The sequence below is a fragment of the Capnocytophaga sp. oral taxon 323 genome, assembly GCF_001278825.1.
Classification (GTDB): Bacteria; Bacteroidota; Bacteroidia; order Flavobacteriales; family Flavobacteriaceae; genus Capnocytophaga; species Capnocytophaga ochracea.
In genome coordinates this window covers 1,735,780-1,754,479 of sequence record NZ_CP012589.1, presented here as the reverse complement: position 1 = coordinate 1,754,479, position 18,700 = coordinate 1,735,780, and the positions used below count along the sequence as shown (strand labels likewise).

16 protein-coding genes are annotated in these 18,700 nt (G+C 40.8%); 3 read left to right on the top strand and 13 right to left on the bottom strand.

What is annotated here, in order from left to right; all coding sequences use genetic code 11:
• The first annotated feature begins 65 nt into the window (after window positions 1-65).
• Window positions 66-392 carry a nucleotide pyrophosphohydrolase gene (locus AM608_RS07580; RefSeq protein ID WP_002674362.1) on the top strand — a complete coding sequence of 109 codons (327 nt, stop codon included), beginning with the start codon at window positions 66-68 and terminating at the stop codon, window positions 390-392.
• A 67-nt stretch (window positions 393-459) separates the two neighbouring features.
• Window positions 460-1,629 carry a recombinase RecA gene (gene recA / locus AM608_RS07575; protein ID WP_009410503.1) on the top strand — a complete coding sequence of 390 codons (1,170 nt, stop codon included), beginning with the start codon at window positions 460-462 and terminating at the stop codon, window positions 1,627-1,629.
• 74 nt (window positions 1,630-1,703) lie between these two features.
• Here recA and AM608_RS07570 read toward each other — a convergent pair whose 3' ends face one another.
• From AM608_RS07570 to AM608_RS07530, 9 genes are all read right to left on the bottom strand, one after another.
• Window positions 1,704-2,369, bottom strand: a complete 666-nt coding sequence (locus AM608_RS07570; RefSeq protein WP_053581305.1) for an META domain-containing protein — start codon at window positions 2,367-2,369, stop codon at window positions 1,704-1,706.
• A gap of 65 nt (window positions 2,370-2,434) precedes the next feature.
• Window positions 2,435-2,929: a TlpA disulfide reductase family protein gene (locus AM608_RS07565; protein WP_053581304.1), complete on the bottom strand. Its 495-nt coding sequence runs from the start codon at window positions 2,927-2,929 to the stop codon at window positions 2,435-2,437.
• A gap of 108 nt (window positions 2,930-3,037) precedes the next feature.
• Complete coding sequence (gene cysD / locus AM608_RS07560) at window positions 3,038-3,937, bottom strand: sulfate adenylyltransferase subunit CysD (protein ID WP_002674358.1); 900 nt, start codon at window positions 3,935-3,937, stop codon at window positions 3,038-3,040.
• Between the two features lie 1,028 nt (window positions 3,938-4,965).
• Window positions 4,966-5,583 (bottom strand): 4'-phosphopantetheinyl transferase family protein, encoded by a 618-nt coding sequence (locus AM608_RS07555; RefSeq protein ID WP_009418518.1) that lies wholly within the window; start codon window positions 5,581-5,583, stop codon window positions 4,966-4,968.
• A 341-nt stretch (window positions 5,584-5,924) separates the two neighbouring features.
• Entirely contained in the window at window positions 5,925-6,902 is a 978-nt protein-coding gene (locus tag AM608_RS07550) for a pyruvate dehydrogenase complex E1 component subunit beta (protein WP_009418524.1), read from the bottom strand.
• Between the two features lie 146 nt (window positions 6,903-7,048).
• Window positions 7,049-7,852 carry a class I SAM-dependent methyltransferase gene (locus AM608_RS07545; RefSeq protein WP_053581303.1) on the bottom strand — a complete coding sequence of 268 codons (804 nt, stop codon included), beginning with the start codon at window positions 7,850-7,852 and terminating at the stop codon, window positions 7,049-7,051.
• Between the two features lie 59 nt (window positions 7,853-7,911).
• Window positions 7,912-9,159, bottom strand: a complete 1,248-nt coding sequence (locus tag AM608_RS07540; protein ID WP_053581302.1) for a hypothetical protein — start codon at window positions 9,157-9,159, stop codon at window positions 7,912-7,914.
• A gap of 11 nt (window positions 9,160-9,170) precedes the next feature.
• Window positions 9,171-9,842 carry a DUF6796 family protein gene (locus AM608_RS07535; RefSeq protein ID WP_053581301.1) on the bottom strand — a complete coding sequence of 224 codons (672 nt, stop codon included), beginning with the start codon at window positions 9,840-9,842 and terminating at the stop codon, window positions 9,171-9,173.
• Window positions 9,843-10,075: 233 nt separating this feature from the next.
• The gene (locus AM608_RS07530; RefSeq protein WP_053581300.1) at window positions 10,076-12,400 is read right to left on the bottom strand and encodes a TonB-dependent receptor; all 2,325 of its coding nucleotides are present in this window, start codon (window positions 12,398-12,400) and stop codon (window positions 10,076-10,078) included.
• A 303-nt stretch (window positions 12,401-12,703) separates the two neighbouring features.
• Here AM608_RS07530 and AM608_RS07525 point away from each other — a divergent pair, with 303 nt between their 5' ends.
• Window positions 12,704-13,669, top strand: coding sequence for an AraC family transcriptional regulator (locus tag AM608_RS07525; protein ID WP_053581299.1), 966 nt, complete (start codon window positions 12,704-12,706; stop codon window positions 13,667-13,669).
• Between the two features lie 61 nt (window positions 13,670-13,730).
• Here AM608_RS07525 and AM608_RS07520 read toward each other — a convergent pair whose 3' ends face one another.
• The 4 genes from AM608_RS07520 to AM608_RS07500 all read right to left on the bottom strand — a co-directional run bounded on the left by AM608_RS07520 (window position 13,731) and on the right by AM608_RS07500 (window position 18,650).
• Window positions 13,731-14,423, bottom strand: coding sequence for a porin family protein (locus AM608_RS07520; protein WP_053581298.1), 693 nt, complete (start codon window positions 14,421-14,423; stop codon window positions 13,731-13,733).
• Between the two features lie 741 nt (window positions 14,424-15,164).
• Window positions 15,165-16,394, bottom strand: a complete 1,230-nt coding sequence (locus AM608_RS07510) for a 3-deoxy-D-manno-octulosonic acid transferase (RefSeq protein WP_053581297.1) — start codon at window positions 16,392-16,394, stop codon at window positions 15,165-15,167.
• 118 nt (window positions 16,395-16,512) lie between these two features.
• Entirely contained in the window at window positions 16,513-17,481 is a 969-nt protein-coding gene (locus tag AM608_RS07505; protein ID WP_009417204.1) for a glycoside hydrolase family 130 protein, read from the bottom strand.
• A 59-nt stretch (window positions 17,482-17,540) separates the two neighbouring features.
• On the bottom strand, window positions 17,541-18,650 hold the full coding sequence (locus AM608_RS07500; RefSeq protein ID WP_053581296.1) for a DegT/DnrJ/EryC1/StrS aminotransferase family protein: 1,110 nt from the start codon (window positions 18,648-18,650) through the stop codon (window positions 17,541-17,543).
• Window positions 18,651-18,700 lie beyond the last annotated feature (50 nt).

Sequence of the window (18,700 nt, the reverse complement as noted above, 5' to 3'; positions counted from 1 at the left end):
AGCGTTGCTATCAAAAGCAATGCTCTTTTAAAGCAGTTTTTTAATAGAAAATAAATTTGTAAACTATGGATATCAAAAATGCACAATTAGCAGTTGATAATTGGATAAAAGAACACGGGGTTCGCTATTTTAATGAACTTACCAATATGGCACAGCTCACTGAGGAAGTAGGAGAGGTTGCCCGTATTATAGCTCGCCGTTATGGAGAACAGTCCGAGAAAGAAAGTGATAAAAACAAAGATTTAGGCGAAGAACTTGCCGATGTAGTATTTGTTGTGCTTTGCTTAGCCAACCAAACAGGGATTGACTTGCAAGAGGCTTTCGATAAGAAGATGCTAAAAAAAACACAACGTGACCACGACCGTCATCACAATAATGAAAAACTAAAATAATTACGCTACATTATTGTATTTATCATTAGATTTTGTATCTTTGCCCTATTAAAACAAGTAGTATAAAATGGCTAAAACAACAAAAGATAACAAGGAAATGAGTGTAGAAGAGGCTAAAAAACAAGCTCTAAAACTCACCTTAGAAAAATTAGACAAAACCTATGGCAAAGGAACTGTACGTGCCTTAGGCGATAATCCTGTCGAAGATGTAGAAGTTTACTCTACGGGTTCTATCGGGCTCGATGCCGCTTTAGGCGTTGGAGGATATCCTAAAGGGCGCGTAATCGAAATTTATGGACCTGAATCTTCTGGTAAAACCACCCTTACACTGCACGCCATCGCCGAAGTACAAAAAGCTAAAGGGACAGCTGCTTTTATCGATGCTGAACACGCTTTCGACCCTGTTTACGCACAACGCTTAGGTGTAGATGTTAAAAATCTACTAATTACTCAGCCTGACAGTGGTGAACAAGCTCTTGAAATCGCCGATGCTCTTATTCGTTCCAATGCAGTAGACCTCGTAGTAATCGACTCGGTAGCAGCACTTACTCCCAAAGGTGAGATTGATGGCGAAATGGGAGACTCTAAAATGGGGCTTCACGCCCGACTAATGTCTCAGGCTTTACGCAAAATCACCGGTAGTATTAGCAAAGCAAAATGTATCGTTATTTTCATCAATCAGTTGCGTGATAAAATAGGTATTACTTTTGGGAATCCCGAAACTACTACAGGAGGTAATGCACTTAAATTTTACGCCTCTGTGCGTATAGATATCCGTAAAGACGGAGGACCTCAAGGAAGCGCTGCTATTAAGGACAGCAATGGCGAAATCATCGGTAATAAAACCAAGGTGAAAATAGTTAAAAACAAAGTAGCATCGCCTTTTAAAACCGCTACTTTCGATATTATGTTTGGCTTAGGCATCTCTAAGTCTGCTGAACTTCTTGAGTTAGGCGTTGAGGCTGATATCGTAGATAAAAGCGGTGCTTTTTATAGCTATAAAGGCACCCGATTAGGTCAAGGACGTGATGCCTCTATTGCAATGCTTAACGACAATCCAGAAATAGCTGAACAAATAGAAGTAGAACTACGCGAATGGCTTAAACATAATGAACTCTCTTCTAATCCTAAAAAAGGTAAAAAGAGTACTAAGGCTAAAGATAAAAAGGCAGTAGAACCTGAGTATTCTGAAGAGGAATACGATGAAGCCGACAACTATGACGAAGAAGATGATTAGTTAAACACCAATATAATTGAGAAAGGCTGTGCAGAACGTTCTGCACAGCCTTTCTTTTTTAATAATTGAAACAATTATTTCTTTGCAAAAGTAAGGAGTACGCCTCCTTGTTCATCGGTAAGCAACAGTTGGTCTCCTTTTAGTTGGTATTGCCTTACCTTTTGCATAGCCATACCAAAAGCATCAGCAACCTCCATTTTTTCTGCACAAAGCATTAGTGTAGAAGCTAAATCACCAAATACAAGTTCTTTATCGGTGAGGGTTTTAATACTTCCCATAAAGGTATTACAGCTGTCAGAGCCGTTCACCTTCATTTCACTGATATTGAGTTTTAATGTAGGCTGTGCCTCAGGAGTGATAGCCTTTTCTCCCATACTCACTAGTTTCCATTCGCCTTGCAAATCAAACCGAGAGTCTTTTACCTTTTCTATTTCGCGCACCAAAGTATAAGCAACATTTGGCGCACCGGCGGAGGCGTCCTTCAGCGGTTTTTCGCTTACTTCTATCTTTTTAAAGTAGCCTTCTTCAAAGGTAAAACCTTCAATAGGAGCACAAAAAGCCTCCCATTGTGCTTTACTCAAATTATCGCCTTTGTACACTTGCAAGCATTGCATTTTGCCAGCTCCTGCACTGCTTTCTACTTGGGAGCTATTTACCCAATATACCGCTTGGGTACTGGTAGAGCAACTCCCCAATCCTATTGCTACGCTCAGTAGCGTCATAAACTTGATTTTCTTCATTGCAAATATTTTATATATTTTTTTAACGTCAGTTCAATATAACAAAAACGCCCGTCGCGTTGCGACTATTTGATGTATTTCTTCAGCGTTTTCATTAAATCATTAGCTCTTAGGTTATCTCCTTGCGACAATAAGTTTCCTTCCGGGTCTATGAGAAAAGGCGCAGGGATACTCGTTACCCCATATTTCTCAGCGGTTTTGCCATCGCTGTCCCACACATTATGCCACACCATTCCTTCTATTTTGATAGCGTCCTGCCAAGCGTCTTTATCCTTAGGTCTATCTATCGATACTGATAGAATTACAAAATTCTTCCCTTTGAACTCTTTATACGCTTGTTTGAGGTATTTGTTTTCCTTCTTGCAAGGCATACACCACGAAGCCCAAAAGTCTACCAGCACATATTTACCACGTAACGAAGATAACGCTAACTTTTCACCATTAGGCTGTGGTAAGTTAATTTCAGGTACAAGGTTATGGCGTTGCAACGCTTGTGCAAAGGATTCCGCAGTTGCCAAAAAGAAAAGTGCTAAGGCTGTAAATAAAAATCTTTTTCTCATTCGTAATCTTGTTTTTTAGTTATTGTCTTTGCTCATACAAAAACCTGACCAAAGTCGTAGTACGACAAGCAATTCTTCATATCAGAATTAACTACTAACCACTAATCATTAAAAATATCCTCCTTTTTTACGGTCTTCCATCGCCGCTTCCGTTACTTTGTCGTCTATGCGGGTCTCACCGCGTTCCGAAATACGCGAAGCAGTAATCTCATTCACCACCTCTTCAAGAGTCGCTGCATTGCTCTCTACGGCAGCAGTACAGGTCATATCACCTACCGTGCGATAGCGCACACGCTTGTTTAGGATAGTATCGTTTTCATCTATCTGGATAAAAGGCGACACTGCAATAAGTCTACCTTCGTACTCAATCACCTCGCGATTGTGCGCAAAATAGATAGAAGGAAGTGCTATTTTTTCTTGCTGAATATAATTCCACACATCTAACTCCGTCCAGTTCGAGATAGGAAATACCCGCACGTTTTCGCCTTTCTGTATCCGACCGTTGTAGATGTTCCACAGCTCCGGACGTTGCAACTTAGGGTCCCATTGACCAAATTCGTCTCTTACTGAAAAAAAGCGCTCTTTGGCACGTGCTTTCTCTTCATCTCTACGCGCCCCTCCTATGCAGGCGTCGAAGTGAAACTCCTCAATAGTGTCCAATAAAGTGTGTGTTTGCAACCAGTTACGAGAAGCAAACTTACCTTTGGGCTCGGTAAGTCCTTTCGCTTTAATAGTGTCTTCTACTTGTCGCACAATCAGTTCCGCACCTATGCGTTTAGCAAGGGCATCGCGATATTCAAGAGCTTCGGGGAAGTTATGACCCGTGTCGATATGTACCAAAGGGAAAGGAATCTTCATAGGAGCAAAGGCTTTCATTGCCAAGTGCACCAAGGTAATAGAGTCCTTACCACCACTAAAAAGCAAGGCAGGACGCTCAAACTGCGCCGCTACTTCGCGCATTATGTAAATACTTTCAGCTTCTAATTGTTTTAAATGTTCTTTATTCACGATTGTTGATTAGTTAGAACCCCAAATTAAGGGTTAATATATGTTTTATAAATATTCTTGTTCGTGTACGATAGCCATCTTTATTTCCCTTATCAGCAAAAATAGTATTATGATAACTAACGTAACTTAGAAAGCACAAAGGTAGTACATTTTTTTTGATTTCAAAAATATACTACCTTTTAACAATTGTTTTCTGCTCTTTTCTCCTTTTCCGTCACTACATTCCCCCTTTGAAGGAAATCCACATCGTCACTCGTCACTCTTCATTCTTCATTCGTCATTTCTTCCCTTTTCCGTGATACTCCCCCCTTTGAAGGGAAGTCCGCGAGAGCGGAGTATGTGAATAGGGGGGATGTTATTCCCTAGTGCCTATGGCCTAAGGCCTATCACCTATTCCTCTTTCTTTCGCCTCGAAACCTCTTTTTTAACATTTTTAACCCTGTTGTATTATATTATGAGTCAATCACTTATATACCCTTTCTATACCAATCGTCCAAGATTCGTATAAGCTTCCTATAAGCTCTCTATAAGCTAACCCCACCCTCCTTACACCCTTTTTTCATCAAAAATCCTACTTCCCCTCTTCCGTTCTTCTCCGTTTCCTTCCGCTCTCTCTAATTTATCCAATTTGTCCGACAAGTCTGATCTATCAAAAAATGATTTTTATCACTATTCATTTTCTAATTTCCTAATTTCCATTTGCTAATCTGCTAATTTTCTCCCGCCCGTGTGGCTCACACTGCCTGTGCGGCTCGCACCTTTGGCAAAGTTGAATAAACTAACAATCCCTCTGCTAGTTTACAAGGCGTAGCCTTGATTTTGTTTAAATTTTGTTTGATTTCTGAGGCACAGCCTCATTCCTCTAACTCAACCTCACACCCCATTTTCTCATTTCCTAATTTACTCATTTTCTAATTTTTCTAATTTCTGAGATTTACGCCCAACCCACATTCATTAACAAAAAAACAAATGGCAAACTTTGTACAACTACAAAATCTACCATTTGTTCCTGTGTATAACCAAAATGTTTATTTATTAGCTTTGCAATATCCTAAAACAAAATCTTCTATCAAAACAAAAAAGACCTTATACATAGTGTTTCCTATCTTAATATCCGTCTCCTTGTCATTAGGAAAAAAGTCTTTTACCCTCACATCGTTTAGGGTAAGTGTAGGTTTGTTGTGAATTTTAAAACCTACTTCTTTGGCACACCACGTCATTGTAAGTTTCTGAATGATGTTATGAATCGAATAATTCGCTGAACGATAATTCCATTGAGTGAATTTATGTGCAATACGCAATATTTTCTCTCGTTTCTTCTCAATATCCACCCCCACAGGTTTATTACTTATCATCACGACAACTTTATCAAACGAATGACTAATCGAAATAAAATCTTTTCCCTTTAAAAAAGGCTTCCCGTAAGCATTGTAATGCAAAGAATTGGGGGCGTGTCCTAACTGAGTTAGCAATAAACGCGTAGCTAAAAAGTTCTTTTTAGCCCTCTCATTGCTAATGGCATTGTAACTCTCCTTTTGTTCAGGAGTAAGAGGAGTTTCTTCTTCCAACACAGCAAGCTCCTCCCTTACCTCCCAAATGTACAAGGTGGTTTTTTTATCTACTTTTATGGTGCTCTCTAATGGCATATATAATTCCCCTCCTAATTTCGCACAAAGATACTGAAAAAATCTTAATTCTTACAAGTTATATAAACCACCTCTGTATCTTTTTCTTTTCTTTCAGAAATCAATAATATGTTAAAACAACGCCCTTATAATGAGCTTATTTAGCATCATTTTAATAGTTCATAAACAATGAAGACGTTAATTTGTGTTACAAGCATAACTTTTATTCTTTTGCTTTCCTATCAAAAGTTTAACAAAAGATTAACGCTCTTAAACGAAAAAAAGTCTTCACGATGAGGAAAAATCGTGAAGACTAAAAAATAAAATATAACTTTTAAAAAAATAAAAATGATAGCAAATTCTTATTTATAAAGAACTTTTTTTACTGCTTTTACTACGTCGTCAGCATTTGGCAAAAACTCTTTCAAAAGTTCTGAAGAGAATGGTGCTGGCGTATCAGTGGTAGTAATGCGTTGTACAGGCGCATCAAGATAATCGAAGATGTGCTCTTGTACTTGATAAGTAATTTCAGAAGATACACTGGCAAAAGGCCACGCTTCTTCCAAAATCACTAAGCGATTAGTTTTCTTAACCGATGCGAATACCGTGTCAAAATCAAGCGGACGTACAGTACGCAAGTCGATGATTTCACACTCAATACCTTCTTTGGCTAAAATATCAGCAGCTTTATGCGCTTCTTTAATAATTTTACCGAAAGAAACGATAGTTACATCAGTACCCGCACGCTTAATATCGGCAACGCCTAATGGAATAGTGTATTCTTCTTCTGGCACTTCACCTTTATCGCCGTACATTTGCTCAGATTCCATAAAGATAACAGGGTCGTTATCACGGATAGCCGACTTCAAGAGTCCTTTTGCATCGTAAGGCGTAGAAGGAACTACTACTTTCAATCCAGGGCAGTTAGCATACCAGTTCTCAAAGGCTTGAGAGTGGGTAGCCGCCAACTGACCAGCAGAAGCGGTAGGACCACGAAAAACGATAGGAATATTAAACTGACCTCCTGACATCTGGCGCATTTTAGCCGCGTTGTTAATGATTTGGTCAATCGCTACTAATGAAAAGTTGAAGGTCATAAACTCTACAATAGGACGGTTACCATTCATAGCAGCCCCTACTGAGATACCTGCAAAACCACCTTCGGCGATAGGGGTATCAATAATACGTTTAGGCCCAAATTCATCGAGCATTCCTTTAGAGGCTTTATAAGCGCCATTGTATTCGGCTACCTCTTCACCCATCAAATAAATAGACTCGTCGCGACGCATTTCTTCACTCATCGCTTCGCAAACGGCTTCTCTAAATTGTATTGTTCTCATTTATATTTATTAAATAAGGTATATAACTAAAATTTCTGTTTTGAAAGCACAAAAGTAATAATAATTATTTAATCTCCTAATTTTTTACTACTTTTATTTTCTATATATTATCTAAAATGTTATATATCAAATATTTATTATGTTATTTACCTTATCTCTAATCTCACCACTCTCTGGTTAAATCGCCTATAAAAATACGAAATCTTATATAGCATACGGAAGATAAAAGGGTAGCGTCCTTGGTCGTACTTACTCATAAAATACTCTTTCGCCACGTGCAACTTAGGGTGCCACTGCTCCATCGCCTCGCTATACTTTTCACTCCATTGAAATTCAGGACGCCTGTCTTTATCCATTGCTTTTAGTGTATCGTGGTTCTTAGCGTGCCCTACTAAGGCATAAGCGAGCATATCGAAGAGAAGAGTAGCCTCAGTAAATGCTTCACAGAGATGTATCATAAAATCTTTTACCTCAAACGGAGGGAAATACATCAGTACCCCCTCAACAATAATGAGTATCGGCTTGTGGTGAGCTTTTACTTTTTCTATCCATTCGGTATCAAAGAGAGACATTTCTAAAAAACTACGTCTTTCACTCTCCTCAAAAAACTGACGCCGGATAGCAATTACCTCAGGCAAATCGAGGTCATACCAATGGGTAAGTTCCGGACAGCCCAAACGCTCATAACGAGCATCGAGACCCGTACCCAATTGTATTATTACTGCGTCGGGGTGTTGCTCTATAAAAGCACGTGTTTCTTTGTCTATTAGGTGAGCGCGCACACACACGCCTGCTTGGGAGAATTTAGCTTTCTTGAACCGGCTAAAATCATAGTCTATTTTGTTTATAATCTCAGCAGCCTTCTCATCGCGTAACAGCGGTTGAGGTTCTTTATTTTCAGTAGCTTTTGCCCATAAAGTAATGAGCATTGTTTCGGGTATTTTGTTCATAGGTGTTAGAGGTTAGAATCAGACCTGTCGAACGAGTCGAACAGGTCTGATTCTAAAAATTAGAACTCGTGAAAGAAAGCGGGGTTTCCAGTAGTGCTAAGCACTTGTTCTACAGTTTCAGTAGCAGGGTTGAAATCGAATAAGCCTCTTTTATCAGTACCGAAAGCACCAAAGAGTACTCTATCTTTCAGTTTGGTGATGAGAATACTATGTCCGTCAGTAAGCGGAACGCCCCTTATCTGGCTGATAGATTTGTTGTTGAAATTTATGAGTACTGCTATAGCGTTTTTAGCAGTATAGGGGTTTGCGCCACCGAGTTCCACGATACCCACATAAGCTACAGCTTTACCATTGCCTATATACTGGCAGTTATACACGCTAGCAGGCTTGTAAGGCTTGTATTTAGTGCCTGCAATAGGAGTAGTAGAGATATCCCACGATTTGCTACTGTCGAATTCAGTCTTGCCTTTGGGAATACAGAGGAAACCGCATTTAGTATTGTCTTTGGAATATCCAAAATAACCTGCGGTAGCTATATAAAGGTCACCTGCTTCATTGGTAAAGAGCATTCCTTTACATTGTGCCATAGGGCGAGTGGGGAAAGTGAGTTTGGTAGTGGTTTCCGATACTACTTTTTCTACCACATCAGTTTGAGGGTCGATGATAGCCACATCACACTGTTGGTAGTCGGCGTAAGGTTGCCAACCTGCACCAGGGTTGATTTGGTTGAGACATAGGTAATACTTGCCATCGCGAATAATACCCATAGCAGGCTCAGGACTACTGTCGCCGTGAGCATACTTAGCGAGGTCGATTTCTCCTGTTTTTTGCATTGTCTGTGGGTTGATAATCCACACCACGCCTTGTGTGTACATAGGCACATAGGCTTTGGTAGCACTTACTTTTTCGAGATGACCTACCATCGAATTAGAAAGCCCTGCGAGATTTGCTCCTTTGGTGAGCTTTTTGGTAGTAGGGTCGTAAGTATATTGGGTGATACCGCCGACACCTTTCATAGTGTCGAAGAGGTAGACACTTTTCCCTTCTACTTGTACCGAAGAGCCAAACTCTACTTGCTCAGCTTTGGAGTTATCAATAGCGATACCTCCTGCCATTTTATGAAAGATTTGAAGGTAAGAACTACCACTCATACCATCGGGGTTTTTGACAGAAGTTTCTAATAAGAAATCACCTGTATAAACCACATTACTTGGTGGTATGGGAGCAGGGGTAGGGTTGTCGTCTTTCTTGCAACCCACCGAGAGAAGTGCTAAAGAGCACACAGTTAAAAATACTTTTGAATACATAAAATTAGTTTTTAGTTATTATTATTAGTTGTTAGACTCGTCTGACCTTTAAAAAGTAGCAACCCTATAAACATCAAGGCATTACCCAAGCTGATAGCCGATACATTCAATCCGTTTTTAATAGCCGAATCTGGTAACAAATAGGCTATAAGATGAATGATGCCAATACCTATAAACATATTGAAAAAGGCTGCTACGCGAGGATAAACGGTCTTTTTCCTTACAAAAGCTATGAACTGTGAGATGTTCATCAGTAGGAAAAAGACGATAAAAATGTAATAGCAAGGCACTAATACATTATTAGAAAAGGTAGTAGCTATATTGTGAGCTAAGGTTGCATCGGTGGGGTAAAGCTGTTTGTAGATAAGCATCACCACAGCACAATTAAGGTGCACCCCACAAGCTGCCATTACCAGCCACCCCCAGATACCTACTTTGTAAAGCTTTGAGAGCGTTTCACTACCTTCTTTCATCAACTTGTAAATTTGCCAATACCCTATGCTCTGCAGAGGGATACCTATCACACCTAAGAATCCTCCCCACATAATGCGCGATAGGGGTAAGGTAAGTGAGAAGTTCATTAGTGATTTTTCAGGGTTTTCTACCTGAATGTACCCCAATAGCATATCACCGGAAAAAGTAATAAGTGATGCTATTAAGCCTAAAATAAATCTTTTTTTCATATATAATTGTTTTTCATCTCTTGCTTCACTTTTTATAGCCAGCCAATCAAAATTGGTTTGTAAAATTTTCGTCCTACGCTTTAGATTCGCTTTAAATTCGCTTTTAATTTATTGTAGACCCACTGTAGACCCACTGTAGACCCACTGTAGACCTACTGTAGACCTACTGTAGAGCCACTGTAGAGCCACTGAAAGTATAGTTAAAGTATATTTTTAGTTCGGACGAGAGGGAGTTAGAATATTACTCTTAGCTTCACCCCTCCATTGATTCCCATTAATGGGCGGTTAAATTCTGATAAGGTCTTTTCATTCGTTATATTCCGCACTTTCCCCGAGAGGAATACTTTATTATTCAAGAAACTGTGCTCAAAACCTATATCAATGGTCGTACTGCGCGGAATGCGGCGTTTCTGCAATTGCGTCATTTCAAAATCATAGTAATATTCTTCTACGAAAGCAACATCGGCAAAAAGGCGTGTGTTTTGCCCCGTGCCACCAAAAAGGTTCTCGCGGTGGAACTCCAAGCCTGCATTCGCCATTAAGTATGGTATATTAGGCATACGTTTGTTTTTAGTAGGGTTAGGCACGGTGCTTTCTGGCTCGTAAGCACGTGTATCGCGCAGGTCTTGATAAGTAGTGTTGCCGTATAGATAAAGCGAAGGCAATACATCGGCTTTGGCTTCAAACTCTACCCCAAGAGTACGCATCTCACCAAAATTCTGGTATTGTGCCCCTATGAGTCCGGCAGTATAACGTATCATATCTTGCAAATACATATAGAAGAAGTTCATTTCTATCTGAGCATTGGTAGGGTGCTTGCCTGTAAGGTCGAACAGCAAACCGAGGTTAGCGCTGAGGTTACGCTCTGGCAATAAATCAGGAATGGGGATTACAGCTATACCATCGCCTAAGAGCTCCGTTTCCGAAGGAATACGCACCTCATAACCAGCAGAGAGTTTTCCCATTAGCGAAGGCAGGAAGCGGTAACGCATCGCATTATTCACCCCAAAATCGCTTTTGCTTACATCTACATCGTACTTACCGGGGACGAAGAGTGGCGCCATTTGGGTGTGCATAGTGTACATATAATGGCGTACTGTGAGCGAGTTCAAAAACACGTCGTTAAGCGTGCGGAAGTCGTATGTAAGTCCGCTTATCCAACTGCGCATTTGCGAATCGAAATTCACTTGCTTACCCAGACTCAGGGTCTTTAAGTCGTCTTTGGGCGTACCGTTTGCCATAGAAAACACACTGTTGATATTCAGCGAATGGCGTTCAGTAAGAATGTACTCTAAATTGGTTTTATTAATAAAAGTGAGCTTTTTATCGTCAGAGTCCGATGGATAGTTATAACCTGCCTCACCGCCATAGCGCGAAGGGGTAGGGTAGGAGCTACCGTCCCACTCATAGCGACGGGTGGCTTTGTCGATGAAGTTCATTTTGGTAAGTACCAATCCGTTGAACATATCGAGGTTTAAGCCTTCTGTGAGGAAATTATCTTTTTCGAGTTTATTAGAGAGCCCCGTCATTAACGACTGACTATGGGCTTCTCGTATATCGTATTCAATACCTTGAATTTCCTTATAGGTTTTGACGAACACGGGTTCTAATTCTACTTCGTCGAACCACCATTTCTTTGCTTTGAAGCTCCCGCCAATGATGAGCTTGCGGTACTTATCGTGGTTGCGGGTGATGCGCAATCCTTCTTGAAAAGGAGAATCGAAAGTGTAGTTATTATCCGATGAAGTATAACCCCCACCAATACCGAATACCAATCCACGCTGTTTGAGGTTGCGTTTGAATACCCCTTGTGCCTTATGGGTGTTGTAACTTTCATATCCATAACTGAGGTCGGCATATTTATCGGGGTATTCGCGAATAACGATATTGATAGCTCCTCCAAGCGATGAGCCCCCGAAGCGTGCTGGTACTACTCCTTTGTAAATCTCAATACGGTCAATCATATCTATGGGGATATCATTGATATCGATATAATCCGTTTGCTCACCTAAGGGCAATTCGTCTATAAAAAAGCCTATGCGTTTGCCTTCTAATCCTCTTACTGAGATACGTGAACTACTGCCCACCCCTCCTGAAGAACGCAAAGTGATACCTACGGTTTTTAGAAGAATGTCCTGTACACTGCTTACCGTACCTCGTAGGTTACTCATATCAATTACCGTTACGGGCATACTCTGCTCTTTCTTTTGGTGAGCGATACTCTTGCCCGAAACAGTTACTCCGCTTATTTCTTCGGCTTGTTCTTTCAGCGATACATCTGAGCGCATCTGTCCTTTCACACTGATTTTCTTTCCAAAGGTTTGATAACCGAGGAAACTAAACCACACGGTATAATTCCCTTCGGGCAAATGTGCCAATCGATATTGACCGCGTGCATCGGTGCTTACGCCTTTGTTTAGTTCTTTGATGTAAACATCGGCACCTATTAAAGGTTGGTGAGTTACTTTATCGGTAACCGTACCAATGAGTTCGGCAGTGTTTTGAGCTGATATAGAAAGACTGAAGAGTAGTAGTAAAAGAAAAGTTTTGTTTAACATAGATATCGGTTTTTGCTTCTCAAACTTTGGCAAAGTTGAATAGACTAATAATCAGTATTTAATCGCTTGCTAACTGCTAACGACTAAAAAACTAAAGGCTAAAATATTTGGTGGTTTGAAATATGTTATTTACTTTTGTTCTAAACAACAGATTTCAGAGCGCAAAAATACAGCAAAAAGGAAGTGCGATTGTTTAATTTCCTTAGCAAAGTTTTACATCTGAATAGCAAATAAAGTGATTGGTTGTTTGTAGCTGGCTAGTGGTGCTGACGGCAAACAGCTGATGAACGTGATAAACGACTGATGAATATGATAAACGAAATAACATTACCTTTGGCAACCAACGAAGAAGAGGTACAAAATTATTACGAAAGAGTGAATGAACAAATGGGGGTATTCCAATTGGAACAACAAGCCTTAGGCAATCATACTTACTACCGATGGCAAGTACAAATGAAGGAAGAAGTGACTTTTGTGGGACGTATGGATATTCCTTCAGTGCGTCTTTATTTTGTAACCCGAACCCACAAAGGTATGGCAGTGCAGATAGACGGGCTAAATTGTATCAGTAAGGCGGGGACTCACAATATCTTTTTTGGTAAAGAAGAATGCTTGGGCAAAGACTTGTTGCATAAAGATGATATTATAGAAGTGATTACGGTTGCTATCAGTGCTGAGCAATTTGCGCAAATAGCTACTCAATACCCCGAAACTTTTATGGCGTGGTACCAGCGCTATGAGCGGGGTGGTAACTTTATTCTTTCGCCTGAACAATCACTTCCTACTGACTTTGCTATGCAAACCGTTCTTGACCAACTGCAACACGCTTCTCTTTTAGGCAAGGCAGCACGACCTTATGCCGACCTAAAAGTGCAGGAACTTTTTTTGTTACAATTACATCAATACGAACAGCAACAGCTACAAGTATACCAATACTGCAAAACCCAAACCGATGTGCGGAAGATGTACGAAGTGCGCGACCGCCTTACGGCTCAGTTGGACGTTACGCCTTCGATAGCTGAATTGGCACGTGCCGTAGGTGTGAACGAAAAGAAGTTGTGTTATGGTTTTAAAGAGGTATTTGGCACTACTGTTTTTGGTTATCTATACGACTATAAAATGGAGTTGGCACAACAACTGCTCCTTCACACCGATAAGAGTATAGGTGAAATCGCTCTCACCTGTGGGTATGATTATATATCGCATTTTTCGACTGCCTTTAAGAAGAAGTTTGGTAGAAATGCAAAGGAGGTAAGAAATAAGAGGTAAAAAAAGACTGTCTATGGTTTTTAGACAGTCTTTTTTATAAAAATTTTTCTATGAAGGCTTACTAGAACTTGTAACCTACCCCTACTTGGAATACGCGGTTTTTGAAATTCAAAGTAGGAAGTTTATATCCGTTTTCTGAATACGATTTAGTCGATAAATCGGTAAGACCTAAATTAAAGGAAGCATCGAAAAAGAAACCAGAATCGAAGTTGTATTCAGCACCAAAGCCTAATCCTAAATCGAATTTCTTGTCGAGAGTTAAAGGTTCATTGTCTACATTTACTAAACCAAAATTCGAATTATCTTTACCGCTGGCTTTAGCTTTTGACACAAAACCTAAGTTCACCCCTATTTTAGGGCGGAACCCATTGAAGTCGTATTTAATCCAAAGGGGAATGTTGAACTGCTCGATTTTCAATTTACCGTCCTTAATATCTAATTCTCCAAGCGAAATGTTGTTGATGCTACCACTTAAAGAATTGATATTAGCTCCTTGGAAAGCATAGTCAACACCAGCTTCTACCCATAATTGTTCGTTGAAGCCATATTCGATAAAAGCTCCGAAGTGAAACCCAGGGGTGTAAGAAGAACTAAATTTGGCGGTTCCTGTAACTCCTCCTACTGAAACTGAAGTTTCAGGGTCAGAAACATTGGACATCAAAAAGCCGGCTTTAGCACCTACTTTAAATTCTTGGGCGTTAGCCGTAATGATAGTGGCGATTGCCACAACAAAAGTAATAAATGTTTTTTTCATTTGTAATATGATTTAATGGTTTTTACTTATGGTTATTAATATCTCTGAGCTCTTTGAGTTTTCAGAGGGGTAGTAGAATAGTAAATTAAATGAAGTGTGATATAAAATTTGGATTTCTGATGAGTTTTTATTTTGCAAAGATAAATAAAAAAATTTAATTAGCAAATTTGGAAATGAGAGAATGGAGTAAATGCCAATAATACCAGAAATGCCAATAATGCCACTAATCAACTTTTCCAAAGGTGTGAGCCACACGGGCAGTGCGAGCCGCACAGGCAGTGCGAGCCACACGGGCAGCCGTAGCACGGCAGGCGGGGAAAAATTAGCAAATGGGGAAGGGTTGAGAGGTTCGGAAAATATCGGAAGAGTTCGGAAGAGGGAAGGGAGAGTTTTTGGTGAAAAAAGGGTGTAAGGAGGGTGGGGGTAGCTTATAGAGAGCTTATAGGAAGCTTATACGAATCTTGGACGATTGGTATAGAAAGGGTATATAAGTGTTTGACTAATAGTATAATACAGCGATGCGAAAAATGGTGAAAACGGGGTTTCGAGGCGAAAGAAAGAGGAAGAGGTACTAGGACTTAGGCCATAGGCACTAGGGGAGAACATCCCCCTAACCCCTTTCAAAGGGGGAATGTGATGATGGAAAAGGGAAGGAATGACGAGGAACGAATGACGAATGACGGAGGTAATAGGAGGAATGTGGTGACGGAAAAACGAAGGTAAAGAAGCGGTAAGGCGAGGCTAAAGCGAAGTTATTGCTTGTAAAAAAGTCTTTGTAGCGCCTTGTTTTTCGTTTATATATTGGCGATTGATATTGCCTATAGCGGTGCGCTTTTCGGGTGAAGTAACAAGGTTATTCATCACCTGGGCGAATTCTTCTTTACTGCTTACGGAGAGAACGCCTCCTAAGGTGACTAACTCCTTTGCTTCATTGAACTTTTCATAATTCTTACCGATGATTACAGGTACCCCAAATACGGCGGGCTCTAAGACATTGTGTAAGCCCGTAGTGCCCATTCCGCCTCCTACATAGGCTATATCGGCATAGCTGTACACTTTGGTGAGAATGCCTATGGTATCGATGATGAGTACGTCGTAATCAGAAAGGTTAAGAGAGTCTTTCTCGGAGAATAGGGCAACTTTACGGTTTAACTTCTGCTGGTTGTATTTGAGTTCTGCGATATCGGTAGGGTGAATATTATGAGGGGCAATGATGAACTTCACTGGGGCAGTGCAAGTGTTGATATACTGCAAGTAAATGTCTTCGTCGGTAGCCCACGAACTACCGAAGACCACACATAGATTGTTTCCTTTGAACTGCTCTACAAAATCTAAATGGTTGTCTCGTTCCAATATTTCGGCTACACGGTCGAAGCGGGTGTCGCCACTGACAGTTACATTATTGAAGCCTAAGTTTTTAAGTAGTTGCTGAGAAAGCTCGTTCTGCACAAAAAAATGAGTAAAGCAATGCAGGGCTCGGCGCATCATTCCACCGTAAGGCTTGAAGAAGATTTGATTTTTGCGAAAAATACCGGAGAGCAAATAAGTGGGTACTTGTGCTTTTTTGAGCTCAGAAAGGTAATTGACCCAAAACTCGTATTTCACAAAAATAGCCATTGCAGGATTTACCATTTGCACGAACTTGCGGGCATTAGCAGGTGTATCAAGAGGAAGATAGACCACTATATCGGCATCGGGGGTGTTTTTGCGCACCTCGTAGCCTGAGGGAGAAAAGAAGGTAATGAGTATATTATAGCCTTGTTTTTTCAGGGCTTTAACAACGGGCAAACCTTGTTCGAACTCGCCGAGAGAAGCGGTATGTATCCACACATAGCGGGTATGAGGGTCGAGTTTTGCGGTAAGGGTAGTCCATACGGTTTTACGTCCGCTTACAAAGAGGTGTATTTTTTTGTTGAATAGGGCAACGATGGGGAGGATTGCCTTGATGATATAAAGAGAGAATGTATACATTTTAATGATGAATTACGAATGACAAATGACGATACAAGGCGCAAAGGTAGTAAAAAAGGGACAATAAAAAAAGCGCAAGCCGTCGGCTTGCGCTTTTTCACTTGTTATATTTATCTGTTTACAATGAGTTTTCTTTAGTGAATTTTACGATTTCGGAAATACGTCCGAAAGCAACGCCCACTACTGTATCGGCAGCGCCGTAGTACACTGCTACTTTGTCCTCTTCGATAGAATGCAAGGCAGCACAAGGGAATACCACATTAGGCACATCGCCGGTAGTTTCGTAGAGAGTGGCAGGCGCCAAGAGGTAAGGCTGTGTACGAGCGATTACCTTGCTTGGATTGTTGAGGTCTAACAAAGCAGCCCCCATAGAATAGCGGAAACCGTTGCAAGTGTTGATTACCCCGTGATAGAACAATAGCCAACCATCTTTTGTTTTGATAGGCACAGCTCCTGCTCCTATTTTAGTACATTGCCAAGCGCTATCTATAAAAGGTGTTACTTTCATCACGCAGCGGTGTTCACCCCAGTATTTCATATCGGGGCTATAGCTGATGAAAATATCACCGAAAGGCGTATGTCCGTTATCACTTGGGCGGCTAAGCATTGCATATTTACCATTGATTTTCTCAGGGAAGAGCACCCCGTTGCGGTTGAAAGGCAAAAAGGCATTCTCGCATTGGAAAAACTCTTTGAAATCAAAAGTATAGGCAATCCCGATAGTAGGACCACAATAGCCATTACACCAAGTTACCCAATAGCGGTCTTCGATAAACGTTACGCGAGGGTCGTACTTATACTCAGAATGAAGGAAATCAGTATTACCACCTTTCATCACGATAGGTTCGTGGTTGATTTCCCAGTGGATAGCATCTTTACTGAAGCCAGCAAAAATGTTCATTTGCACTGCTTTGTTGTCGCAGCGGAAAACCCCTGCATAGCCGTCGCCAAAAGGTACAACAGCCGAGTTAAAAATACTGTTAGAGGTAGGGATATCATACCTACCGATAATAGGGTTTTCAGAATAACGCCACATTACATCGGTACAACCCGCAGGGCGTTCTTGCCAAGGAATTTTTTGACTCATTATTTTTGTTTTAGTTATTAGTTATTCTGTCTTTTTGCTTGTCGTACCACGACCTACAATTACACTGTTTTCTTAATTAATTCTGTGATAAACGCTATTTGCTCGTCGTCAAGCTCGGTGTGCATAGGCAGAGAGATGACTTCTTGTACTAATTTATTAGTAACACCAAAATCAGCTTCGTTATAAGAGTTGCGGGTATAGGCTTTTTGGGCGTGCAATGGTATAGGGTAGTAAATACCAAAAGGCACTCCTTTTTCACCCAATACTTTGGCGAGTTCATCGCGTTTGCCATTGGTAATACGGAGAGTATATTGGTGGAACACGTGGTCGTTACCTTTGGCAATTACAGGGGTAATGATATGAGGATTGCCTTTCAGTGCTTCGGTATATTTGCGAGCTGCTTCACGGCGGCGGGCGTTATAATCGTTTAGGTGAGGGAGTTTGGCGCGCAATACTGCTGCTTGTAAAGAGTCGAGACGAGAGTTTACCCCTACTACATCGTGGTGATAACGCACATACATACCGTGATTTACGATACCGCGAAGAGTGTAAGCCAAGTCGTCGTCGTTAGTGAAGATAGCCCCTCCGTCGCCGTAGCAACCTAGGTTCTTAGAAGGGAAGAAAGAGGTTGCCCCTACGTGACCGATAGTTCCTACTTTTTGTTTGTGTCCATCGGCAAAAGTGTAATCGGCACCAATGGCTTGCGCATTGTCTTCAATCACAAAGAGGTTATGTTTTTTAGCCAAAGCCATAATAGCTTCCATATTGGCTGGCTGACCGAACAAATGCACGGGTACAATAGCTTTCGTGCGGGGAGTAATCGCTTTTTCAATTGCCTCGATGTTGATATTGAAAGTATCATCGTATACATCTACGAGTACAGGGGTGAGTTTTAGTAAGGCAATCACTTCCACAGTTGCTGCGAAGGTAAAATCGGCAGTGATAACTTCATCGCCTTCTTTGAGTCCGAGACCCATCATTGCTATTTGTAGGGCATCAGTACCGTTGGCGCAAGGGATTACGTGTTTTACCCCCATATAGTTTTCCAATTCCTTTTGAAAGGCTTGTACCTGAGGTCCATTAATAAAAGCGGTGGTGTTGAGTACTTCTTCAAAAGAAGCTTGTACGTCGTTTTTAATTCTTTCGTACTGACCTTGTAGGTCAACCATTTGTATTTTTTCATATGTCGAATATTATTAATCCTTAGTTTTTAATCCTT